Raw genomic sequence first — 18,620 nt, 5'->3', positions numbered from 1 at the left:
CACACGGTTTGCTCACAATACATGGTTGTTCGCTGTGTTCTTGGGTAAAACGTGTGTTTTTGATGGACGACGATGCCGCAACGGCACCGGAGGTTACCTCACCTCGATGAGCCCCCGCGCGCCACGTTCCATCTCGGCAAAGGAGTGGTTCACAAAGCTATAGGTTCCGACTTCGCGAAACTCCATTTCCACGAACCCACCCTGGGCAGAGGCGAGGTCGAGGGATTGGGCGTGTCCGCCGTCGTTGCCGAAGGCGTCCTGTGCATCGCGTAATAGGTAGGCGCCTTCCTTGTAGACCGTGTGGAATTGGCTGCCCACCACATGGAAACTGCACCCCTGAGAAGGACCAGCGGCAAGAACCCACATGCGCACCTTCTCGCCCACACGAGCTTGGAGAGGTTCTGCCACATACTGGGTGGCATGGCCGTTCCACATAGTGAGGGTAGGGACGCCGTCGGCTACGGCGTCGGGGGCAACGTCCACGATCTTGTTTCCGTCGGCGGTGCTCTTGCCGGTATCAGTAAGGTAAGTTTCGTTTTGAACCACCACAAACTCGCGGTCCACGGTGCTCAATGAGACGGGATCAATGATGACCGCCCCAAACATTCCTGCGGCAATGTGTGTGCTCATGGGCATAGTGGAGCAGTGGTAAAGCCAGATCCCCGAGCCTGTAGCTTCAAAGCGGTACACCAGTTCTTCGCCGGGAGCGATGGTGCGCATGTTCTCGTTAGGGGAGACCATTCCTGCGTGGAAGTCCACCGAGTGACCCATAGTGGCGTTGTTTTTGAGTGTAATTTCAAAAATATCGCCGAGCTTACCGTGTAAGACCGGACCCATATAGGAGTCGGTGAAGGTCCACGAATTGATGGTGATTCCGGGGGCAATCTCTTGTTCGGTTTCGGAAACGTCGAAGGTGATGCGGTGTACCCGTGCGCCGTCCTGAATCTCTGCGGATTCGACGGGGGCGAGGGTAGCGTCGCGCACTTTAAAGTCCTTGCTCAGGGGCGCAGAGAAGTCGATTTCGCTAGACTTCATCACGGTTGAATCTGCCCCCGTGCCGGGCATGCCTTCATGCCCGGTAGCGTCTTCCGTTGCTCCCGATGCCACTACAGAGAACGTCATTCCCATCGCGCGGTGGCCGATAATCGTGCACCAGCCCTCGGCATCGCCGGTAATTACCCCGGCATGGAGAGTGCGGGTTTCACCGGGGTTAATGCGTCCGGTTTCTGCGCCACCGTTAGCGTCTATATAAAGGTCGTGGATGTTGGTGCCGTCCATATTCTTGACCTCAATCACCAACTCGTTGCCTACCGGTACTTCAACGGAGTTGGGCACAAATCGCATGTCGGAGGTTGCTTGAACTTGGATGCGGGTGACTTCTCCGGTGCCGCGGGAAGTATTTGTTCCACCCCAGCGCAGTAGCTTGGACGATGACGGCGCAATCGCTACCCCAGTCGCCACCGCGGCAAGAGCTGCGCCGCCACCGATGAGTAGTTCCCTGCGGGCATTGGGTTGCTGGGGAGCAACCTCAACAGGAGTTCTGGGCGCAGGGGCTTCTCCACGGGCGCGTGCGGCAATCATTTCCTTACGGGCTGCTACAGATTTTTTCACGCCACGGAGCATCAGCGGTATGAAGGCGGCAAGAGTCATGGCGCCCACAATGGAAACCAGCGCGCGTACCATCGACCCGGTGAGTTCCGCGGGCAAAACGAAGAAGGTGAGGCAGATGTTGATAATAGCTACGCGCCCGAAGGAGAACCGGTTGAATTCCCTGTTTGACGCGCGGACGGCGGCGGGTCCACCTCCCATGCGTACCGGCAGCAGATAGCTCATGGCGCCGAGGAGAACTTGCAACAGGAAACCGGCGACAAAGACGGGGGTGACGGTACGCAGATGAAGCTGGGCGAAATCGGTGCTGAAGACCATGACCGCGGTCCACACCGTGCCCACGATGAGCCAGGCGAACCCTGCTGCTACCGAGAGCGTGGGGTAATCGAGCGGTTTTTTGGCGGCGCAGGTTTTGACCATTAATACCGCGATGACCAGCAGGGCGAGAGCATAAATAACCAGCCCCGCACCTGCGAGGGAGCGCAGATTGAAGAGAGCAGCGAGCGTCGTGACCGTGACTCCTGCGACCATGCCCCACAAACCGATTTTGGAGAGTTGAACCGCTACGGGGTGCATTTTGGTGCGGAGCATAGTGGGCCAGAGCGTCATGAGCGTGCCCACCACAGTAAGCCCTACGAAGCCCAGAACATTGACTGTCTCGTGCCCCAGCAGCAGGCGGTTGTAAAGGTCAGTAGTCATGGAGTTGCGGGCAAGGAGTGCGCCGAAAGTAGCTCCCACCGGCAAAAGCCAAGCGGCTGCGATATAGAAGCGAACCGTCGAATCAAAACGCGCGGGCAGCGCACCGCGTAACTGAAGCAGAAGGTTCAGCCCATGCCAGGCGACCATTAACCCCACGCCGGTGGACCCCAGCAGAGTCAGCGGATAAATCCCGCCAACGATACCCACCATTAGCACAATCATGGAGGCGTTGAGCCCGTAAATACGCCCCACCTGCGTCTTGCGCGCTTCGTCGGGGAGCTTTAGTTTGAGCAATGCTTCGGTGAAGTGCTGGCTCCATATCAAAATGGAATTTGTGATGAGCCCCAGGGTAACCATGTGGACCATCAGCCAGGTGGAATTAGGTATCCAACGGTGCACAAAGATAAGGATGAACAGCAGAATCATCCATATGCTCACTGGCTTGGATGCTTTCCGATGCCAGGTTGCGCGCCCCGACGCCCGGCGGGCAATTTGCTCCGGTGAGGGCGAGTTCGCAGATGTGCTGAGGGGGAGCTTCTGGGAAGGCATGGGATCCTTTGGGCATCATAAAATTTGCATGGATAATGCAATTATAGTTTGTGCCGAAAACACAGCAACTGCCCACAACACACGCTTCTTCGCTGTGCTTGTGGGAGTATCGTGTGCTTTCGACGTCGAACCCGGTGAATCTGGGCTTCCTCGGATAAAGTGAACCCATGGCATTAGACGTAATCATTACCATTATCTCGGCGCTAGCAATCGGTATCGGATGCGTAGGCATCATCTACCCTATTCTGCCTGGATCCATTCTTGCGCTCGGCGGCATTGTGCTGTGGGCTTTTACCGTGCGCGCCCCCGAAGGCTGGTGGGCGTTGGGACTCGGCGGCGTCCTCCTTGTTCTTGGCATGACGGCGCAGCTACTCCTCACCGGCAGAACCCTCAAACGCGAAAGAATCCCCAACTCGTCCACTCTCTGGGGTGCAGTGGGCGCGGTAGTGGGCATGTTCGTCATTCCCGTGGTGGGTTTGTTCATAGGCTTTGCCGCAGGTCTCTACCTCAGCGAAGCTAACCGACGCCGCAACTTCAGCCAAGCAGTGCCAGCCACCTTGCAGGCACTCAAATCGATGGGCATTGGTATTGTGGTGGAACTCGGATGCGCGCTCGCCGCCGGAACCGTGTTTGCCCTAGCCGCCATCACCTATTTTGTGACTGCCTAGCCAACTAACCCAGGCGCTGGATGCCAGACCCCATAGCAAATCTCACGGGACGACTTGCGGGTAGAAGGTAGACTTACTGTCGTGAAATCTTTGCCCGCATCCTTGTTGCTCGTTGCCTCGATGATTACCCAGGCCCTCGGAATGTTCCAATACACCGGGAACGCCCTGGTGATTTCTGGTCAGGTCTTCTTCCCCATCCTCTTCCTGCTCATGATCGTTTATCTGTCATGGCGCAACCCCTCAACTTCTGAGCGATTTCAGGGGCCGCACTTTATGATTTTGGGGCTGGCGGCCATCAGCTTGATTGTCACCATCGTCGGTGTAGTGGGCTCACTGTGGTATTTCTACCCCTCCATTTACGTGTATTACGCCTCTTTCTTCCTGCTTGTTCTAGAGCTGGCGCTCATCATCGCTTCGCTCCCCAAAAAGCCCAAGAAGGAACGTAAAGTCTCCGCACGTCAGAAGCGTAAAAACCGCGGTACTAACTTGGTGGCAACTGCCAAGACGCCGCAGGGGGAGTCGGATTCAACGTCGTCCCACCGCGCTAACTAGAACCACCCCTACCACCTCCGGAGCACACATGAGCACCTCGCCCACCCCTTCGATATCCGCCGGATTAATGCAGCCTAAAAAATGGGCGATTGTTGCCGCCTTCGCTGTACTTGCCTTTGTTATCGGGTACACGATGAACTATGCGTTGACCGTGGGCGCGCTGGACTTCTCGGTGTACCGTTATGGCGCGATGACCGTGTTCAATAACGAGGGCTTTGACAAAGATCTCTACGTTATCGACCTGCTTCGTTTGGGCCCGAACTTCTCCCTTCCCTTTACTTACCCACCGTTTGCGGCGTTACTCTTTGTGCCGATTGCCTTCATTCCTAAGTGGCTGGGCGTGGTGCTGATGATGCTCCTTGCCTACGCGGTGGCATTCTGGCTCTCGGTCATTATTCTTAACTACGCCAACAAGCGCGGCCGCGTGCTTCCGCTGCAGCGCTATTTGGGGCGAACCGGTACCATCGTGTTGCTCATGGCAGTGATTCTGTGGTCCGGTCCCTGGCTCCGCGGCTTGAACCTGGTCCAGATTAACCCGCTCATTATGTTGCTGGTGCTCTGGGACTTTTTGCGCCCGGCAACTCGTCTTCCCCGCGGCTTCTTCATCGGTATTGCCGGCGGTATTAAGCTCACCCCGTTGGCGTTTGGTCTCATTTTGTTGATGCGCAAGGATATCAAGGGCGTTATCACTCTCGGTCTTTCATTCTTGGCAACCGTGGGCATCGGCTTCCTCTTTTTGCCTTCTGAGGCAGTGGAATTTTGGACGTCGGCGGTTTCTGACCCCTCGCGCGTCGGCAATATTAACTACCTCGATAACATCTCAATTCAGGGCTGGCTCATGCACTTAGGGCTTACCGGTGCGGGACTGAAGCTGATGCACTACGGGTTGATTCTCGTGCTACTGGTGGGCATCGCGCTTCTTATTCCTATTCTCGAAAAGCACAAGATGGTGCTTTCACAGGTAGCACTGAACGCCTTCCTGATGGTTTCCATGAGCCCTATCAGCTGGTCCCACCACAACACCTGGCTGCCTCTGCTGGTGGCAGCTCTGTGGCTGGACGCTTTCCCCGCCTTTTTCTCCCGCGCATCCACCGGGATGCGTATTGCCGCGCAGATCTGCGCGTGGGTTGGAGTTATCGGTTTGTATGCCGGGCCCATGTGGATTGGTTCGCGCTTGCACGGTTCCAATGACAATCTGGACTACATCGCGCAAGGTCCCCTGGTGATTTCAGCGATTCCGGTTATCGCTATGTTCATCACGGTGATGCTGTGGATTGTGGTTGGTCTGCAGCACCGCCGGGAGATTGCTGCGACTCCTGCGGCGGGCGACGACGTCGCCGTCGAGACTCTGTGTTATTGAACAGAAATGGTGCGTCATAGTGTGCAAACCCTTGTGACGCACCGAGTCTGTTTAGGCTACCGAGACCCCTAACAATAGACCGATTCCGTAGGTTGTCGCCAGTGCCAGTGCCCCGCCGATGACGACGCGAAGCGCTGCGCGCCCGTACTTGGGCGAACCGCCCCATTTGGCGCCCAACGTGCCGGTAATCGCTAGTGCAATAAGTACGCCGATGAAAGTTGCAGGTACTCGCCAAGCCACCGGGCAGAGCAGAATCAACAGGGTGGGGAGCATGGAGCCGATAAAGAAAGCTCCCGCAGAAGCAAGCGCAGCAGTCCACGGTGAGGGGATATCTTCGGCGTCGATTCCCAACTCAAAATCTAGGTGGGCATGGAGGGCATCTTCGTGGGTGAGCTCGATTGCTGCTGAGCGGGCGGTGCGTTCCGAGAGCCCGCGTTGCATCAAAATTGCCGTGAGCTCATCGAGTTCCGCTTCGGGTTCTTGGGCGAGTTCCGTCTTTTCCTTTTCGATGAGCGCTTCCTGGCTATCTACTTGTGAAGAGACGGATACATATTCTCCCAGCGCCATTGAGATAGCACCACCGACGACTGCGGCTGCTGCCGCTACGCCAATAGCTGTAGTGGATGATGTCGCACCTGCCACACCGACTACGGTAGCTGCTACAGACACAATGCCGTCGTTGGCTCCCAGCACTGCCGCTCGGAGGCGGTTGAGTTTTTCTTGGTAGGCGCTGTTGTTGTGAGGTTCGTGGTTGTGGAGGTTGAAGGTGGAACGTGCCTCGTGGGAAACGGAGGCCAATAAATCGGCTTTACGTTCTGCGGGAGAGGGGCCGGGGACGCGCGGAGGATTTCCTGCGGTGGCAAGGTGCTGTTGTTTCATGGAACTAGTAAACCGCGAAGGGCGAGAGAAAACTAGCAAGTTTGCACTGACTGAACCCCTGCTTAGGCAGGGGTAATACAAAAGAGGCTGGGTACTGCGAAGTAAAATTTACTATCCACGAAGTGTTGCTATTATGATAAATTCATAATAAGCTGATAAGCGAAGCTAACCCAGACCGGGAAAGCACTCAACGATCATTCCGCGCTCCCCGCGGAATCCGCACCACAGAAAGCGTGATAAACATGCCCGTTTTGACTATTGGCGACGAATTCCCCGAGTACGAACTGACCGGTGTTATCCCCGGCGATCTCTCCAAGGTGGACGCACAGCAGCCCGAAGACTACTTCACCACCGTATCCTCTAAGGATCGCGATGAAGATCAGTGGCGCGTCGTCTTCTTCTGGCCCAAGGACTTCACCTTCGTATGCCCCACCGAAATCGCAGCATTCGGCAAACTTGCTGACGAGTTCGAAGCACGTGACTGCCAGGTTATCGGTGCATCGGTTGATAACGAATACACCCACTACGCATGGCGTCGTTCACACGAAGAACTGCAGGATTTGCCCATCGTGATGGCATCAGACCTCAACCGTGAACTCGTGACCGCACTCGGCATCAAGAATGCCGATGGCGTAGCAGACCGCGCAACCTTCATCATTGACCCCAATAACGTCATCCAGTCGGTATCCATCACCGCTGACTCCGTAGGGCGTAACACCGATGAAATTCTGCGCCAGCTCGACGCACTGCAGTCAGATGAACTCTGCGCATGCAACTGGAAGAAGGGCGCAGCAACCATCGACGCTTTCAAGGAAATGGGTGGTGACAAGTAATGAGCATTGAAAACCTCCGTTCAGCGTTGCCCTCCTACGCGAAGGACATGAACCTGAACCTTTCTTCGCTGACCCGCGTCAACTCGCTGTCCGAACAGCAGCTCTGGGGTGCGATTCTCGCATCCGCAGCAGCTACCAAGGTTGACTCGGTTGTCGTTGAAATTGCTGAAGAAGCTAAGCAGCACCTCTCCGACGAGGCTTACAACGCCGCGCTCGGAGCAGCGACCATCATGGGAATGAACAACGTTCTCTACCGCACCCGTGGTTTCCTCGACGGCGCATACGACGATCAGCGTGCAAACCTACGCATGCAGATCATCGGCAAGTCGGGGGGAATCGAGAAGGTAGACTTCGAGTTCTTCTCACTGGCAGTGTCCGCTGTGAACGGTTGCTCTCACTGCGTAGCCGCACACGAGCACACCGTCCGCGAAGAAGGTCTTTCAAAGGAACAGGTCAATGAGGCAATCCGTATTGCTTCGACCCTTGCCGGCGTAGCTCAGGGCATCCAGCTTGCAGAGGCATTGGGCAAATAAGTCTGGGATTTTTATAGATTATCCCGCTTCAGCGTGCGTGAAAGAGCTAATTTTCACGCACACTGAGGCGGGATTTTTCTCTTAAACCCAGCGCCGGGGCGACCACTCCTTCACGTACAGCTGGACGATGCGCCCAGCCTTTCGTCCTCTGGAATGATGCACTTGGCACCCATAATCACTAGGCTTAATACATGACCGAACCGAACCGCACCCCCATTCCTTGGCAGCAGCAAAACGCCTCCTTTACCCAGGGGCAGCATCCTGCTGAACCTCCGCGCATCATGCCGCCTGCGCCGCCTGTTCTCGGCGGGGAATTTCAGCCACCGCGTGAACTTACAGAACTTGAGTACCACAGACTCTCTCATGCGGATGCGCGAACCCGCTGGTGGTCGCCGCTGCTAGAAGGTCTAACTGGCGGCTTTATTTATGCGATTTTTAACGTGGTTGCTGGTTTGATTTTTGCTGTGTGGGCTATGAATTCTGGGGCAACGGAAGCTGATTTTACGTTGGAAGGCTTACAGACTAAGTCCCTCTCTTCGCCTGCTTTCTTCTTCCTGATGTTCGGCACAGTCGCTCTCATGTTTCCTGCGTTGTGGCTTGCCCGACTGATTTGCAGGCCCAAGCCCTGGGGTCTTATTCACTCGGTTGTCGGGCGAATGCGGTGGAGCTGGCTCTTTCTCTGCATGGGGATTTCGATTGTTCTCTTTGTGCTGTTGCCGGTGGTGTTTGAACTGATCACCGGAGGATCATTTGCCGTTGAAGCCAGGATTCCCGCTACCACGTTGATCTGGCTGATGGTTCTGGTCTTCCTGCTGGTTCCGCTACAGTGTTATGCCGAGGAACTGGTCTTTCGCGGTTACCTGATGCAGACGCTCGGGCGGTGGCTCAAACATCCCGCATGGGCAATCATTCTGCCCGCCCCGTTGTTCATGCTCGGCCATGCCTACGATATGTGGGGTCAGCTTTCTATCCTGGTCATGGGTGTGGCGGCTGGATTCATGGTCTGGTACACCGGCGGGTTAGAAGCCTCGATTGCTATGCACGTGGTGAACAACGTTTACCTGATGTTTATGGGTGTGATGGGACTCGTTGACCCTTATGCACAAGAAGGATCAACATTTATGGATTTTCTGTGGGCAACGAGCATTGAACTGGTTCTGGTTGCAGTGATTATGTACGCCGCCCGCAAGGTAGGTATCACACGGCGAGGCACATTCCCTGTAGTGATTTCCCCTCAGCGGTGGGTGCACATGTCTGCTGAAGAAAAGGCTCAAGCGATTCGTTAAACAATGTTGCCCACCGTATCTATGTACGGTGGGCAGCATCGATTGCGCAGAGAAGTCTCTTACTTAAAGGTCACGCTCCATTTGCCATCGGTGGCAGAGACTAAGAAGAGGGTCTTTCCACCCTTCACTTTGATGGTCTCAACGGTGGGTTTTTTAGTCTCTAACGCAGGCTTGACGAGCGGGTCATCATCTACTCCGCTCTGCAAGGAGAAGGAGCTCTTTTTCGATCCCTCATCAGGCACGAAACGCACGTCAAGTTTGCTGGAATCACCCTCATAGAAGAAGGCGCCTGGGGAATCGCCGCTAGCGGTTTCACCCTTTTCATAGGTGGGGGTGCTCGATAGCGGGAAGAGCTTGATGTTCCACTCGCCGTCGCCATCTGCCTTGATTTTGAAGGTTCGGGTGCCACCAGGCACGACGTCGAAGAGACCAGCGCCCTTCAGGTTCTTGCCCTGGTAAGTACGGGAGTATTCGTTGGGCTTGTCCATTAGATCCATCCCTTGGAGGGAGAATTTGCTGTTTTCGTCATTGCCCTTGAACGTGTAAGTGTAGTAGGCGCCTGCACCGCCGGGGATGATCATGTCGAAAACTTCCAGACCCTTACCGCTGTAGCCGTTGTACTCGCCCTTGAGCTCTTTGGGAGTGCCGGGTACTACGGATGCAGAAGGTGAGCTTGAAGCTGCCACGGTTGACTGAAGCGCGGTAGCGCTGCTGGTTTCTAAGGTCGACGACGCCGCAGCGGACGTCGAATCCTGGGAAGCATTGGTGGTTTCTTCTTCGTGATGACCGAGGAGGATTCCTCCAGCGAGAAGTGCCAGTAGAGCCGCGCCGGTGCCTAGCAACAATCCGGTACGACGGCGGGGCTTTTCGCCCTCTGCGGCAACTGAAGCTTTCGCGGGTTCGGTAGGTTCTGCAGATGCCGCAGCCGCAGAGGTAGCGGGCGCAGCAGAAGCGGCGGCAGCAGGAGCTACTTCTTCTTCGCGGTCTGCTAACGGTGCCACTTTTTCTTCTTGAGCGGCAGCGGGGGTTACGTCGTCGTGGACCTCTGCCGCAGTTTCAGGGTGAGAATCTGCTGTAGCTGCGGGTTCAGAGTTCTCTGCCGGAAGATTGCTTTCCTCCCGCCAAAACTGCCATTTCTCGGGAGCGGGGCCCCACTCAGGGTCGGGCTGCCAGCCAGGCTCAGGCTTCCATCCGCGTGGTTTCTGGGGCCAGTTCGGTGGCATATTAAAGATGAGAGCCATGAGTGATTTTTCCTCAAAATATTTACTAAGTGGTGAATGTGGGGGGTGGGTTAAGTCTATAAATGGGAACGATTGCACCGTGCGTTATTGCCCGCGCCTAACTCTGGAATAACAGCCTATAGAGTGTCACCTGTTTGGCTGGGTATACGAGTAAGAATGAGCATTTTCCGCTCATGGCTGGGTATAACAGTTATGGGGTTAATTTTTTCCCAGCAGGAATGGGGAGCTTCTTTTACGTCACAGAGGAGGTTACCTAGCTGCTTGTGCACTTCTTCCTGCTCTTTTCGCGAGTTAGATACACTGGGTTTATGACCTTTGACGCTCAGAAAAATATTGAAGATCTCGGTGCCTTTGTGGCGGCTTCCCCCACCAGTTTTCACGCTGCGCAGGAGGTGGCTCGTCGTCTAGAGCAAGCTGGGTTCAGCCAGCTCAACGAGCGGGAGGCATGGGGGAGCGACGTCGCCGCGGGGCAGCATTTTGTAGTGCGCGATGGCGCGGTCATCGCTTGGGCAGGCGGTGCGGGGGAGAAAGCCTCTGGTTACCGCATCCTGGGGGCGCATACTGATTCGCCGTCGTTGAAGGTCAAACCTCATTCTTCGGTGAGCACCGCCGGGTGGAATCAAGTGGGCATTGAAATTTACGGTGGCCCTCTGCTGAACTCTTGGCTGGATCGCGAACTGTGCTTGGCAGGTCGGCTCACCGTTCGTCGTGGGTCTGAACTCAAAGATTTTCTGGTGTCCACCGGGCCCATCGCACGGTTGCCTCAGCTAGCAATTCACCTCGATCGGAGCGCCAACGAGGGGCTGAAACTGGATAAACAGGGCAATCTTTACCCCGTTTGGTCCACCGCAGATATTGAAAATGATGTGCTGGGTTTCGTAGCCCAATACGCCCAGAATGAGCGGGGAGAGGCAGAACGAATTAACTCCGCACACATCGTGGGGTATGACCTGCTGTTTGCAGATACCCAGGCGCCGCGCGTCTTTGGGGGAGCCAATGAATTTTTTGCTTCAGGACGTCTCGATAATCTGTCATCGGTTCATGCCGGTTTGACGGCGCTTGAACGCTACGCCGGCGGGGAACATAACCGCCGAGCCCAAGAGACCGTGATGCTCGCAGCGTTTGACCACGAGGAAATCGGATCTGCCTCCCGGTCGGGTGCGGCAGGACCGTTTCTTGAAGACATTCTGGTGCGCATTTCTGCCGCGCGTGGTGAGAACACTGAGGAATACCGCCGCTCTATTAGCAATTCTGTATGCCTTTCAGCAGACGCCGGGCATCTGGTTCACCCTAACTATGTGGGGCACCACGACCCAGCAAACCACCCTCAGCCAGGGCATGGTCCGCTCCTGAAAATCAACGCTAACCAGAGGTACGCCACGGATTCGGTAGGGGCGGGAATTTTTGCGCTGGCGTGCTCGAAGGCGGATGTGCCTTATCAGGAATTCGTGTCTAACAATAATGTTCCCTGCGGTTCGACTATCGGCCCCATTACGGCAACCCGACTGGGAATGCGTACCGTCGACGTCGGAATCGGGTTGCTCTCCATGCATTCGGCACGCGAAATGTGCCACGTGCACGATATGGCATTCATGACGCGCGCGATTGAAGGGTTCTTTACCCTCTAGCGGTGTCGGCATGAAAGTTTTAGTGATTGAGGACGACGCCGCTGATTCGCACCGTGGTGCCTGTGCTTGCAGGCATCAACGAGATGCCTCGCGCCACCTTTATACGCTGGAATCTTATAGGCGCTCTTGCCTGGGGTACGCTATTACCTATCGCCGGCCACTTCCTGGGTGAAATCAGCTTTATCCGTGACCATGTGGACCTCATCGTTCTTGGAATCATTGCAGTCTCGTTGGTTCCTGTGGTTCTTCAGTTTTTCGCGGCGAAAAAAATGGTCTAGTAGAAAGGTCATTTGGTGAGCTCACTCTCCCCACGAAAAGATACTCATGAGGCGCGAACCTCCACCCGCGAATATGTGCAGACGATGGACGACGCACAGGCACGTCTTGCGTTGATCACCCAGTACCATCGGGTGCGGTTACTCGGCGCTACCGTAGGCGGTCTCCTTCTGTTTCTCGGCTTGCTTTTGGTCAATGTTCGCAACCCCCAAAACGCCGTGGATAGCTTCATCTGGAACCTCTTTGTCACCGAACGAGAGAGCTGGGCGAATAAACCGATAGAAATTTTCACCTCCGGATTCAACACCTTGCCAGACTGGGCCTACGCAGTCGTTGCCATTGTGATTATTGGTTTGTGGCGGCGCTCCTGGCTGCCCTTGGTGACTATCGGGCTGACGATGTTGCTCTCTTCGGGCGCTATGGTTCTGGTCAAAAATATTCTCGACCGCCAACGCCCACCGCTGGTAGACCGTCTCGTTCACGAAACCACGTTCTCTTTCCCCTCCGGCCACTCGACCGGAATTGCCGCACTGTGCGTCTCCATTTTTCTGGCATGCTATGTGGTATTGAACCGGCGTGCTCGTTGGATCTTAGGCATACTTCTTGGGCTATTAATGCTCGCGGTTGCCTGTTCACGCCTTTACGTGGGAGTGCACTGGGGCAGCGACGTACTTGCCGGGCTCACGTTAGGAACCACCACTGCCTGCTTGGTCTACGCGATTTTTCCTGCTGGGTTGGTCAAACAGAGCCCAACAATCTATACAAAAGTATAAAAAGAAATCGCTTTCTCTCTTTTAGAGTGAGAGATGAAGGAGAGTTTTCAAGCCAGAATTTCATTCTAGCCAGATGATAATTCACTGATCGATGATGCATGAGGTCGAGCAGGGATAACTTCTCATGAAATGACGGCTGTTTCCCCTTCACCTGATAAATAAATAGCGAAGAAGACCCGCATATCATCCAGAATTTCAACCGATTCAAGGACACCGTGAAGCAGGGACCCCTATACTTGCACACTGCCCCTTAATCGGCGATTATTTCAGCCGCTTTCCCTGGTGAGCTTATCAACGCATAAAACCTCTATGGGCGTTGATACTAGCCCTAGCTGAGGTAATCAAAGCGTGCGGGTCTTCTTTTCTATTTCTGGGTGGATAAATTTCAGGGAGAAAAACCTAGAAATTTCCTACATCCACGATATGGTGCTCAATTGCTTTGATTAGAATTTGCACACGATCCCGCACCTGCATTTTCTCCATAATCTTTACAAAGCGCGCTTTTACGGTGGATTCCGTAATAAAAAGTTGCTCCGCCATTTCTTTATTGTTGAGACCTTGCGCGAGTAATTTAATAACCTCGAGTTCTTTGTCTGTTAAAAGATCTTTGTAGGGGGAAACATTTTGTGGGGATGCCGGTCCATTTTCTTTGAGTGTGTGAACCACATGGCGGGTGACTTCTGCAGAGAGTACCGAACCGCCGTCCACCACTGTATGAAGGGCAGAAACGATTTCTTCGGGGGAGGAACTTTTTACCAGATATCCGGATGCTCCCGCGTGAAGTAGGTTCACCACATACCGGTCAGTTGCGAAGGTTGATAACCCCAGGATGCGCACGTCGGGTAACTCCTGATGGATAATCGAAGTAGCTTCCACACCGTCAATTCCCGGCATCTGCATATCCATCAGGACGACATCGGGGCGTAGACCGCGCGCCTGTACGATAGCAGATTGCCCATCGCGGGCTTCTCCCACTACCGAAATATTCTTTTCATGGGCGAGATAATCGTTAATAATTTCACGCATGATGGCTTCATCATCTGCTATCAGGACTTTTATCATTGATTGTTCTTTCCCCTGTTAGATTTAATGCACCGTTTTCGAGCTCGCCATTTTATATTCAAGGCAACTGGCATACCTTGAAAATTTACCGGTGCAAAGGATAAATTGCCTCGATAATCCACAACTTATTATCCTCTGCGATCTCTAATTTTCCGCCTAATGAATTGCACCTTGTTTTCATCGCCTCTAAACCGGTTTGAGTAGACCCTATGGTCGATTTCTCGTGACTGATTCCGTTGATTGTTTTGAGACTAAATCCTTGATTATTTATCCGCAGATATATTCTGACCAGCACCCGAGGGTCGCCGTGTTTAAACACATTGGTTGCCATCTCTCGGGCGGTTCGGCGTAAGGCTTGGCGTATGGCGCGAGGGATCTCCCGGATGTCCCCGGATATATCTAGGTCCACGGAAAACCCGAGTTCTCTCAGTGCTTTAGCAATTCGGTGTAAATCGTTCGTTAAAGATTCAGCATCGGTGGTTTCACCCGAAAGATCACCGATCTCTAAAAGATCCTCGGAGTGAAGAAGCGGTTCTTCAACTGCCGCGCCGTGATTTTTTAACAAAGAGACGACGCTGCGTAAATCTTGCAGCGTCTGTTGAGCAGACTTGTCAATACTCTCTAAAATCATCTCCGTTTGTTCGGGGGTTTTAAGATACCTGGCGCGTTGCGCCTGCATAGCAATCAGCGTGATTTCGTGTGCCACGATATCGTGCAGCTCGTGGGCAAGTTTGATGCGTTCTTCTTGGCGAACCTGCTCCTGATATGCCTGGCTTAGCAGAAGCTCCGACCGGGTTTGAAGGGTGGTCTGTTTGAACCAATTAATGAGTAGTCCGCTAATCAGAGCAAGCAACACCCCGATGGTAGCTACTAGATGAACCGCCGAATCAAACGGCGGAATCAAAAAGGGAGTGAAAGCTAGCATGAGTAAAGTCATCATGGAGTACCACAGGGCTTGACGCCACGGTAAAAAGTAGACGATGAGTCCGCTGCTGAGAGTCGCTGGCAACACCAGACTTACCTGATTCATAGATTCACCAGTAGGATTCATTCCCACGATAAACCACACGAGAAACCAGACGCCCACCCCTGTATAAGTATTAAGGGCAACCGCAACCAGAGGTGCGTAAGCAAGCGACAGAAAAAAGATGCTTTGCGTGTCCTGATGATCGAATAACCCATCCACATAGTCAGATAGACAAATAATGATTCCCACAAGGAATGCTGAGATTCTTAACGCTGTGTCTGAGAGAAGGAACCGGCGCGCCCTCTGCGCGTAGGGAGAAAGATTCACCACAGAAAAATTATAGGTGGAATTTATTTTCAATTTTTGGAAAACTCACCGATTTCAGAAAGCTTCAGTTACCCACACCACTTCGATAGCGTTAAAGAAAACCTATTGATTGGAGAATCATGGCTGAGAATTTCAACGGCGAAAATTTTGCGGGCCCTGTGGGAATTGACCCCGATTGGTGGCGGCAGGCGGTTGTCTACCAAATTTATCCCCGCTCTTTTGCCGATCAAGACGGCAACACCATCGGTGATTTGAAGGGCATCACCTCCCGCGTTCCTTACCTGAAAGAGCTGGGGGTTGACGCCGTCTGGCTTTCCCCGTTCTATCCCTCGGAACTAGCAGATGGCGGGTACGACGTCGCGAACTACCGCGATGTTGACCCCAAAATCGGCACCCTGGCAGATTTTGATGAGATGGCGGTGGCACTGAAAGAAGCTGGCATTAAAATTGTGGTTGATATCGTTCCCAATCATACCTCTGACCAGCACGAATGGTTCCAGGCGGCGCTGAAGGCTGGCCGCGGTTCAGCAGAGCGAGACCGTTATATCTTCCGCGAAGGTAGCGGCGAAAACGGCGAGCTACCCCCTTCTGACTGGGTGGCAATTTTCGGCGGTCCGGCATGGGAGCAGGTTGAAGATGGTCAGTGGTACCTGCACCTCTTTGCACCCGAGCAGCCTGATTTGAACTGGAAGAACCCCGAGGTTCACGAGGACTTCAAGAAGACTCTGCGTTTCTGGTCCGATCGTGGGGTGGACGGGTTCCGTATCGACGTTGCACACGCGCTCACCAAAGATTTAGCAGAGAAGAATGAAGACCTCCCCACTGAGGCTCAGCTCCAGACTATTCCCAAATCAGACGGCAATCACCCTATTTGGGATCGCGATGAAACCAAGAAGATTTACCGCGAATGGCGTGAGGTCTTCAATGAATACAACCCGCCGCGCACCGCCGTCGCCGAAGCATGGGTAGAAAGCGAGAGGGTTCCCGCCTATGCCAGCCCCGATGGTCTAGGGCAGGCCTTCAACTTTGATTTGCTCACCGCTCGTTTTGAGGCCGGAGAGTTCAAGAAGATTGTTGCGCAGAATCTGGAACTTTCGGCGAAGTCAGGTTCGTCGAGTACCTGGGTGCTTTCTAATCACGACGTCGTTCGCCATGCTACTCGTTATGGCTTGCCGCTTTCGACCGAGAAGACCAATGAAGAGATTGCCCGCGCTTGGCTTCTTGCCGGTGCCCCCGACGACCAGCTTAATCGTGAGCTGGGGGAGAGCCGCGCCCGTGCGGCAACCTTGTTTGAGCTGGCGCTGCCCGGTTCGGCGTATCTCTACCAGGGTGAGGAACTCGGCTTGCACGAGGCTGGTCAGATCCCTGATGCTGACCGCCAAGACCCCACGTTCTTCCGTTCGCCGGGAGTCAATGTGGGTCGCGACGGTTGCCGCGTGCCCCTGCCCTGGACACGCACCGGAGAATCTTTGGGGTTTGGTCCAGCAGGAGCGCACTTGCCTCAGCCAACGTGGTTTGCTGATTACTCGGTCGAGGTAGAAGAAGCAGATTCTTCATCTACTTTGAATCTTTACCGCGCTGCACTGAAGGCTCGGCGTGAACTTCAAAGCGAAGAGAAGTTGGAATGGCTCGAGACCGGTTCGGATTCATTACTGGCCTTTATCCGCCCCAACGGCTGGGTGTGCGTGACCAACTTTGGGCAGGACGCCGTCGTCCTCCCCGAAGCTGTGCGAGGCGCACGGTTCGTGCTGGGCTCAGCCGAGTTCGACGGCGAGAACGTGCCTGGCTCGGCAACCCTGTGGTTTAAGAGCTAGCTGACTAAAGGAAAAGTACAGCCAAAGCGGTGAATGTTCATTGAAAAAGGTGAGCATTCACCGCTTTTTATGTACGTTGGGCTCAGAAATCTTTCGGAGGAAGACCTTCAACCTGTTCTCAAACCGTTCAGGATGAGAAAAGACCTCGCTCCAATCGGTACGAAAAATCCTTGCTCCTGAATTGAGAAACTGTCTTTCTCGAGCGTGTTCGCTCGCTATAGCTACTTCAGGTGAGCCAAAATCGCTATATTTCATGTTTCCATCAAATTCCACAAAACAATCAAAATCAATCAAGTAGAAATCGCCTCGATAGGTTTTGCTGCCTAGCACCACGGGTTCTTGCTGGCGAAATCGTATGCCCAATTCTGAAAGACGCATACGCGTGAGAGTCTCACCGGGAGATTCAGATAAGTAGCTGAGATTTTCTGCCACCTTGTATGCTTTGGCTGCTCCTCTGCCTTGAAAGGAACGAAGCAAAATATAGAGTTCAGCAAGAGAAATCTTTTGAGCATAAAGAGCCGAATCGGCTATAACTACTGCTTCCTCAAAGGGTAAAGTTCGTGCGCAGTCCAAGAGAAGCGTGGGGATATCGGTTGTTATTGCGCCCACGGGAGTCACTGCGTAAGGAGTGCTTTCTTGCAATAGAGCGTGGCGAGTAGTCTCCGGTGAATACCCACGTGAACTTGGCTTGCAGTAAAGGTGTATTTTCTGCTGGTTCACTCTGATGAGGGCGAGGCCGTGCAAAACTGCTGCTGATTGATGCGAGAAAACAGTGGACGGAGCACTCTTGAATTGCGCAAGGATCTGGAGAGGATAACGTTCCCAGGCGGAGATCTGCTGTAAATTTTGCGTTCCTATATATACTCCTTGTCGTAGACGAGTAATATGCCCTTGCCGGATGGCCGTGCGGAGTCCGTAATCTGTATAGCCTTGACGTATAAGGCAGTCTTTTGTGAGAAGGAGCTTTCCTAAGTCTTCTATAGTTCGCATCCTTTTTATTCTCGTCTATTGCTTACATCTGTGGGCAGGAGAGAGTCGCTATATGTGGATAAGTAGCACTAGATGCAGTAATCCACAGAGGGTGCGTGTCATAGGTTCCGGAGCAGTGGATATTCCGTACACCAGATGCGTTGCATTGTGATGCTTCCCGAAATGATTTCGATGGGTGTTACCCTCGGCGGCATGTCGCTGTTTGCCTACTCGGTGGGCGCTCGTAACCAGGAACGAATCAGTGATTCCATCCGCACGGCAGCACTGATGATTACCGGTATCTCGCTGGTCTTCGGCGTGCTGGTCTTCGTCTTCCGCGACCAGGCTTTGTTGCTCATCGGCGGCGAAGCTCTGCTGGATCGCGGCGATCAGATGATGACCGCCATGCTGATTTCAGTGCTCTTCAATGGTTTGACCATGCTGTTCATGGTCTGGTTCCAAGCAGCGGGCAAGGCGGCAGAGCCTGCCGAAATGCAGCCTGCACTGTAGGACGGCGGCAAGCTGACCCAAAAGTACACTCAAACCGTTGAATGCTCACCGAACAAGATGAGCATTCAACGCTTTTTGTGTACATA

At 54.0% G+C, this 18,620-nt stretch carries 17 protein-coding genes; 11 read left to right on the top strand and 6 right to left on the bottom strand.

Annotation, left to right across the window (positions count from 1 at the left end; translation table 11 throughout):
- Positions 1-93: 93 nt before the first annotated feature.
- Positions 94-2,856 carry a multicopper oxidase domain-containing protein gene (locus tag IDM48_RS10510; protein ID WP_238397976.1) on the bottom strand — a complete coding sequence of 921 codons (2,763 nt, stop codon included), beginning with the start codon at positions 2,854-2,856 and terminating at the stop codon, positions 94-96.
- A gap of 167 nt (positions 2,857-3,023) precedes the next feature.
- Between IDM48_RS10510 and IDM48_RS10505 the strand changes: the two genes are divergently transcribed.
- From IDM48_RS10505 to IDM48_RS10495, 3 genes are all read left to right on the top strand, one after another.
- Positions 3,024-3,524, top strand: coding sequence for a DUF456 domain-containing protein (locus tag IDM48_RS10505; RefSeq protein ID WP_190617344.1), 501 nt, complete (start codon positions 3,024-3,026; stop codon positions 3,522-3,524).
- 81 nt (positions 3,525-3,605) lie between these two features.
- Entirely contained in the window at positions 3,606-4,076 is a 471-nt protein-coding gene (locus tag IDM48_RS10500) for a hypothetical protein (RefSeq protein ID WP_068171863.1), read from the top strand.
- A 28-nt stretch (positions 4,077-4,104) separates the two neighbouring features.
- A complete protein-coding gene (locus IDM48_RS10495) occupies positions 4,105-5,436 on the top strand; it encodes a glycosyltransferase 87 family protein (RefSeq protein WP_190617342.1) in 1,332 nt (443 codons plus the stop codon).
- Between the two features lie 51 nt (positions 5,437-5,487).
- Here the strand turns inward: IDM48_RS10495 and IDM48_RS10490 are convergent, their stop codons facing one another.
- Positions 5,488-6,315, bottom strand: coding sequence for a VIT1/CCC1 transporter family protein (locus IDM48_RS10490; protein WP_190617340.1), 828 nt, complete (start codon positions 6,313-6,315; stop codon positions 5,488-5,490).
- Positions 6,316-6,557: 242 nt separating this feature from the next.
- Between IDM48_RS10490 and IDM48_RS10485 the strand changes: the two genes are divergently transcribed.
- The 3 genes from IDM48_RS10485 (at position 6,558) to IDM48_RS10475 (ending at position 8,967) form a co-directional block, all read left to right on the top strand.
- Positions 6,558-7,148 carry a peroxiredoxin gene (locus IDM48_RS10485; RefSeq protein ID WP_068172797.1) on the top strand — a complete coding sequence of 197 codons (591 nt, stop codon included), beginning with the start codon at positions 6,558-6,560 and terminating at the stop codon, positions 7,146-7,148.
- On the top strand, positions 7,148-7,681 hold the full coding sequence (gene ahpD / locus IDM48_RS10480; RefSeq protein WP_145176540.1) for an alkylhydroperoxidase, AhpD family: 534 nt from the start codon (positions 7,148-7,150) through the stop codon (positions 7,679-7,681). Before IDM48_RS10485 ends, ahpD begins: the two co-directional genes overlap by 1 nt.
- A 191-nt stretch (positions 7,682-7,872) precedes the next feature.
- On the top strand, positions 7,873-8,967 hold the full coding sequence (locus tag IDM48_RS10475; RefSeq protein WP_190617338.1) for a CPBP family intramembrane glutamic endopeptidase: 1,095 nt from the start codon (positions 7,873-7,875) through the stop codon (positions 8,965-8,967).
- 59 nt (positions 8,968-9,026) lie between these two features.
- Here IDM48_RS10475 and IDM48_RS10470 read toward each other — a convergent pair whose 3' ends face one another.
- Positions 9,027-10,208, bottom strand: coding sequence for a hypothetical protein (locus tag IDM48_RS10470; RefSeq protein ID WP_190617336.1), 1,182 nt, complete (start codon positions 10,206-10,208; stop codon positions 9,027-9,029).
- A 308-nt stretch (positions 10,209-10,516) separates the two neighbouring features.
- Between IDM48_RS10470 and IDM48_RS10465 the strand changes: the two genes are divergently transcribed.
- Genes IDM48_RS10465 through IDM48_RS10455 form a run of 3 tightly spaced genes read left to right on the top strand, consistent with a single transcriptional unit; the run spans position 10,517 to position 12,885 of the window.
- Positions 10,517-11,836, top strand: a complete 1,320-nt coding sequence (locus tag IDM48_RS10465) for a M18 family aminopeptidase (protein ID WP_190617334.1) — start codon at positions 10,517-10,519, stop codon at positions 11,834-11,836.
- 26 nt (positions 11,837-11,862) lie between these two features.
- Positions 11,863-12,114, top strand: a complete 252-nt coding sequence (locus IDM48_RS10460; protein ID WP_190617332.1) for a DedA family protein — start codon at positions 11,863-11,865, stop codon at positions 12,112-12,114.
- A gap of 15 nt (positions 12,115-12,129) precedes the next feature.
- Entirely contained in the window at positions 12,130-12,885 is a 756-nt protein-coding gene (locus tag IDM48_RS10455; protein WP_190617330.1) for a phosphatase PAP2 family protein, read from the top strand.
- Between the two features lie 399 nt (positions 12,886-13,284).
- On the opposite strand, the gene IDM48_RS10450 is transcribed toward IDM48_RS10455, so the two are convergent.
- Positions 13,285-13,947 carry a response regulator gene (locus IDM48_RS10450; RefSeq protein WP_190617328.1) on the bottom strand — a complete coding sequence of 221 codons (663 nt, stop codon included), beginning with the start codon at positions 13,945-13,947 and terminating at the stop codon, positions 13,285-13,287.
- A gap of 85 nt (positions 13,948-14,032) precedes the next feature.
- Positions 14,033-14,977, bottom strand: a complete 945-nt coding sequence (locus IDM48_RS10445; RefSeq protein ID WP_202939879.1) for a sensor histidine kinase — start codon at positions 14,975-14,977, stop codon at positions 14,033-14,035.
- A 383-nt stretch (positions 14,978-15,360) separates the two neighbouring features.
- Between IDM48_RS10445 and IDM48_RS10440 the strand changes: the two genes are divergently transcribed.
- A complete protein-coding gene (locus IDM48_RS10440; protein WP_190617325.1) occupies positions 15,361-17,055 on the top strand; it encodes a glycoside hydrolase family 13 protein in 1,695 nt (564 codons plus the stop codon).
- A gap of 57 nt (positions 17,056-17,112) precedes the next feature.
- Here IDM48_RS10440 and IDM48_RS10435 read toward each other — a convergent pair whose 3' ends face one another.
- Positions 17,113-17,664, bottom strand: coding sequence for a hypothetical protein (locus IDM48_RS10435; RefSeq protein ID WP_202939878.1), 552 nt, complete (start codon positions 17,662-17,664; stop codon positions 17,113-17,115).
- Positions 17,665-18,180: 516 nt separating this feature from the next.
- On the opposite strand from IDM48_RS10435, the gene IDM48_RS10430 reads away from it, so the two are divergent.
- Positions 18,181-18,534, top strand: a complete 354-nt coding sequence (locus IDM48_RS10430) for an MATE family efflux transporter (protein ID WP_190617321.1) — start codon at positions 18,181-18,183, stop codon at positions 18,532-18,534.
- Positions 18,535-18,620: the final 86 nt, after the last annotated feature.

Origin of the sequence: Rothia amarae (assembly GCF_014705945.2) — a bacterium.
GTDB classification, from domain to species: Bacteria; Actinomycetota; Actinomycetes; order Actinomycetales; family Micrococcaceae; genus Rothia; species Rothia amarae.
Note: the sequence above shows the minus strand (reverse complement) of the source record. Positions and strands in the feature narration are given on the sequence as shown.

What these genes read in the sequence shown, in the direction of transcription:
- IDM48_RS10475 (WP_190617338.1), top strand. Translation starts at nt 7,873, where the DNA reads ATGACCGAACCGAACCGCACCCCCATTCCTTGGCAGCAGCAAAACGCC.
- ahpD (WP_145176540.1), top strand. Translation starts at nt 7,148, where the DNA reads ATGAGCATTGAAAACCTCCGTTCAGCGTTGCCCTCCTACGCGAAGGAC.
- IDM48_RS10430 (WP_190617321.1), top strand. Translation starts at nt 18,181, where the DNA reads ATGCGTTGCATTGTGATGCTTCCCGAAATGATTTCGATGGGTGTTACC.
- IDM48_RS10485 (WP_068172797.1), top strand. Translation starts at nt 6,558, where the DNA reads ATGCCCGTTTTGACTATTGGCGACGAATTCCCCGAGTACGAACTGACC.
- IDM48_RS10465 (WP_190617334.1), top strand. Translation starts at nt 10,517, where the DNA reads ATGACCTTTGACGCTCAGAAAAATATTGAAGATCTCGGTGCCTTTGTG.
- IDM48_RS10450 (WP_190617328.1), bottom strand. Translation starts at nt 13,947, where the DNA reads ATGATAAAAGTCCTGATAGCAGATGATGAAGCCATCATGCGTGAAATT.
- IDM48_RS10490 (WP_190617340.1), bottom strand. Translation starts at nt 6,315, where the DNA reads ATGAAACAACAGCACCTTGCCACCGCAGGAAATCCTCCGCGCGTCCCC.
- IDM48_RS10440 (WP_190617325.1), top strand. Translation starts at nt 15,361, where the DNA reads ATGGCTGAGAATTTCAACGGCGAAAATTTTGCGGGCCCTGTGGGAATT.
- IDM48_RS10510 (WP_238397976.1), bottom strand. Translation starts at nt 2,856, where the DNA reads ATGCCTTCCCAGAAGCTCCCCCTCAGCACATCTGCGAACTCGCCCTCA.
- IDM48_RS10495 (WP_190617342.1), top strand. Translation starts at nt 4,105, where the DNA reads ATGAGCACCTCGCCCACCCCTTCGATATCCGCCGGATTAATGCAGCCT.
- IDM48_RS10505 (WP_190617344.1), top strand. Translation starts at nt 3,024, where the DNA reads ATGGCATTAGACGTAATCATTACCATTATCTCGGCGCTAGCAATCGGT.
- IDM48_RS10445 (WP_202939879.1), bottom strand. Translation starts at nt 14,977, where the DNA reads ATGAATCAGGTAAGTCTGGTGTTGCCAGCGACTCTCAGCAGCGGACTC.
- IDM48_RS10470 (WP_190617336.1), bottom strand. Translation starts at nt 10,208, where the DNA reads ATGGCTCTCATCTTTAATATGCCACCGAACTGGCCCCAGAAACCACGC.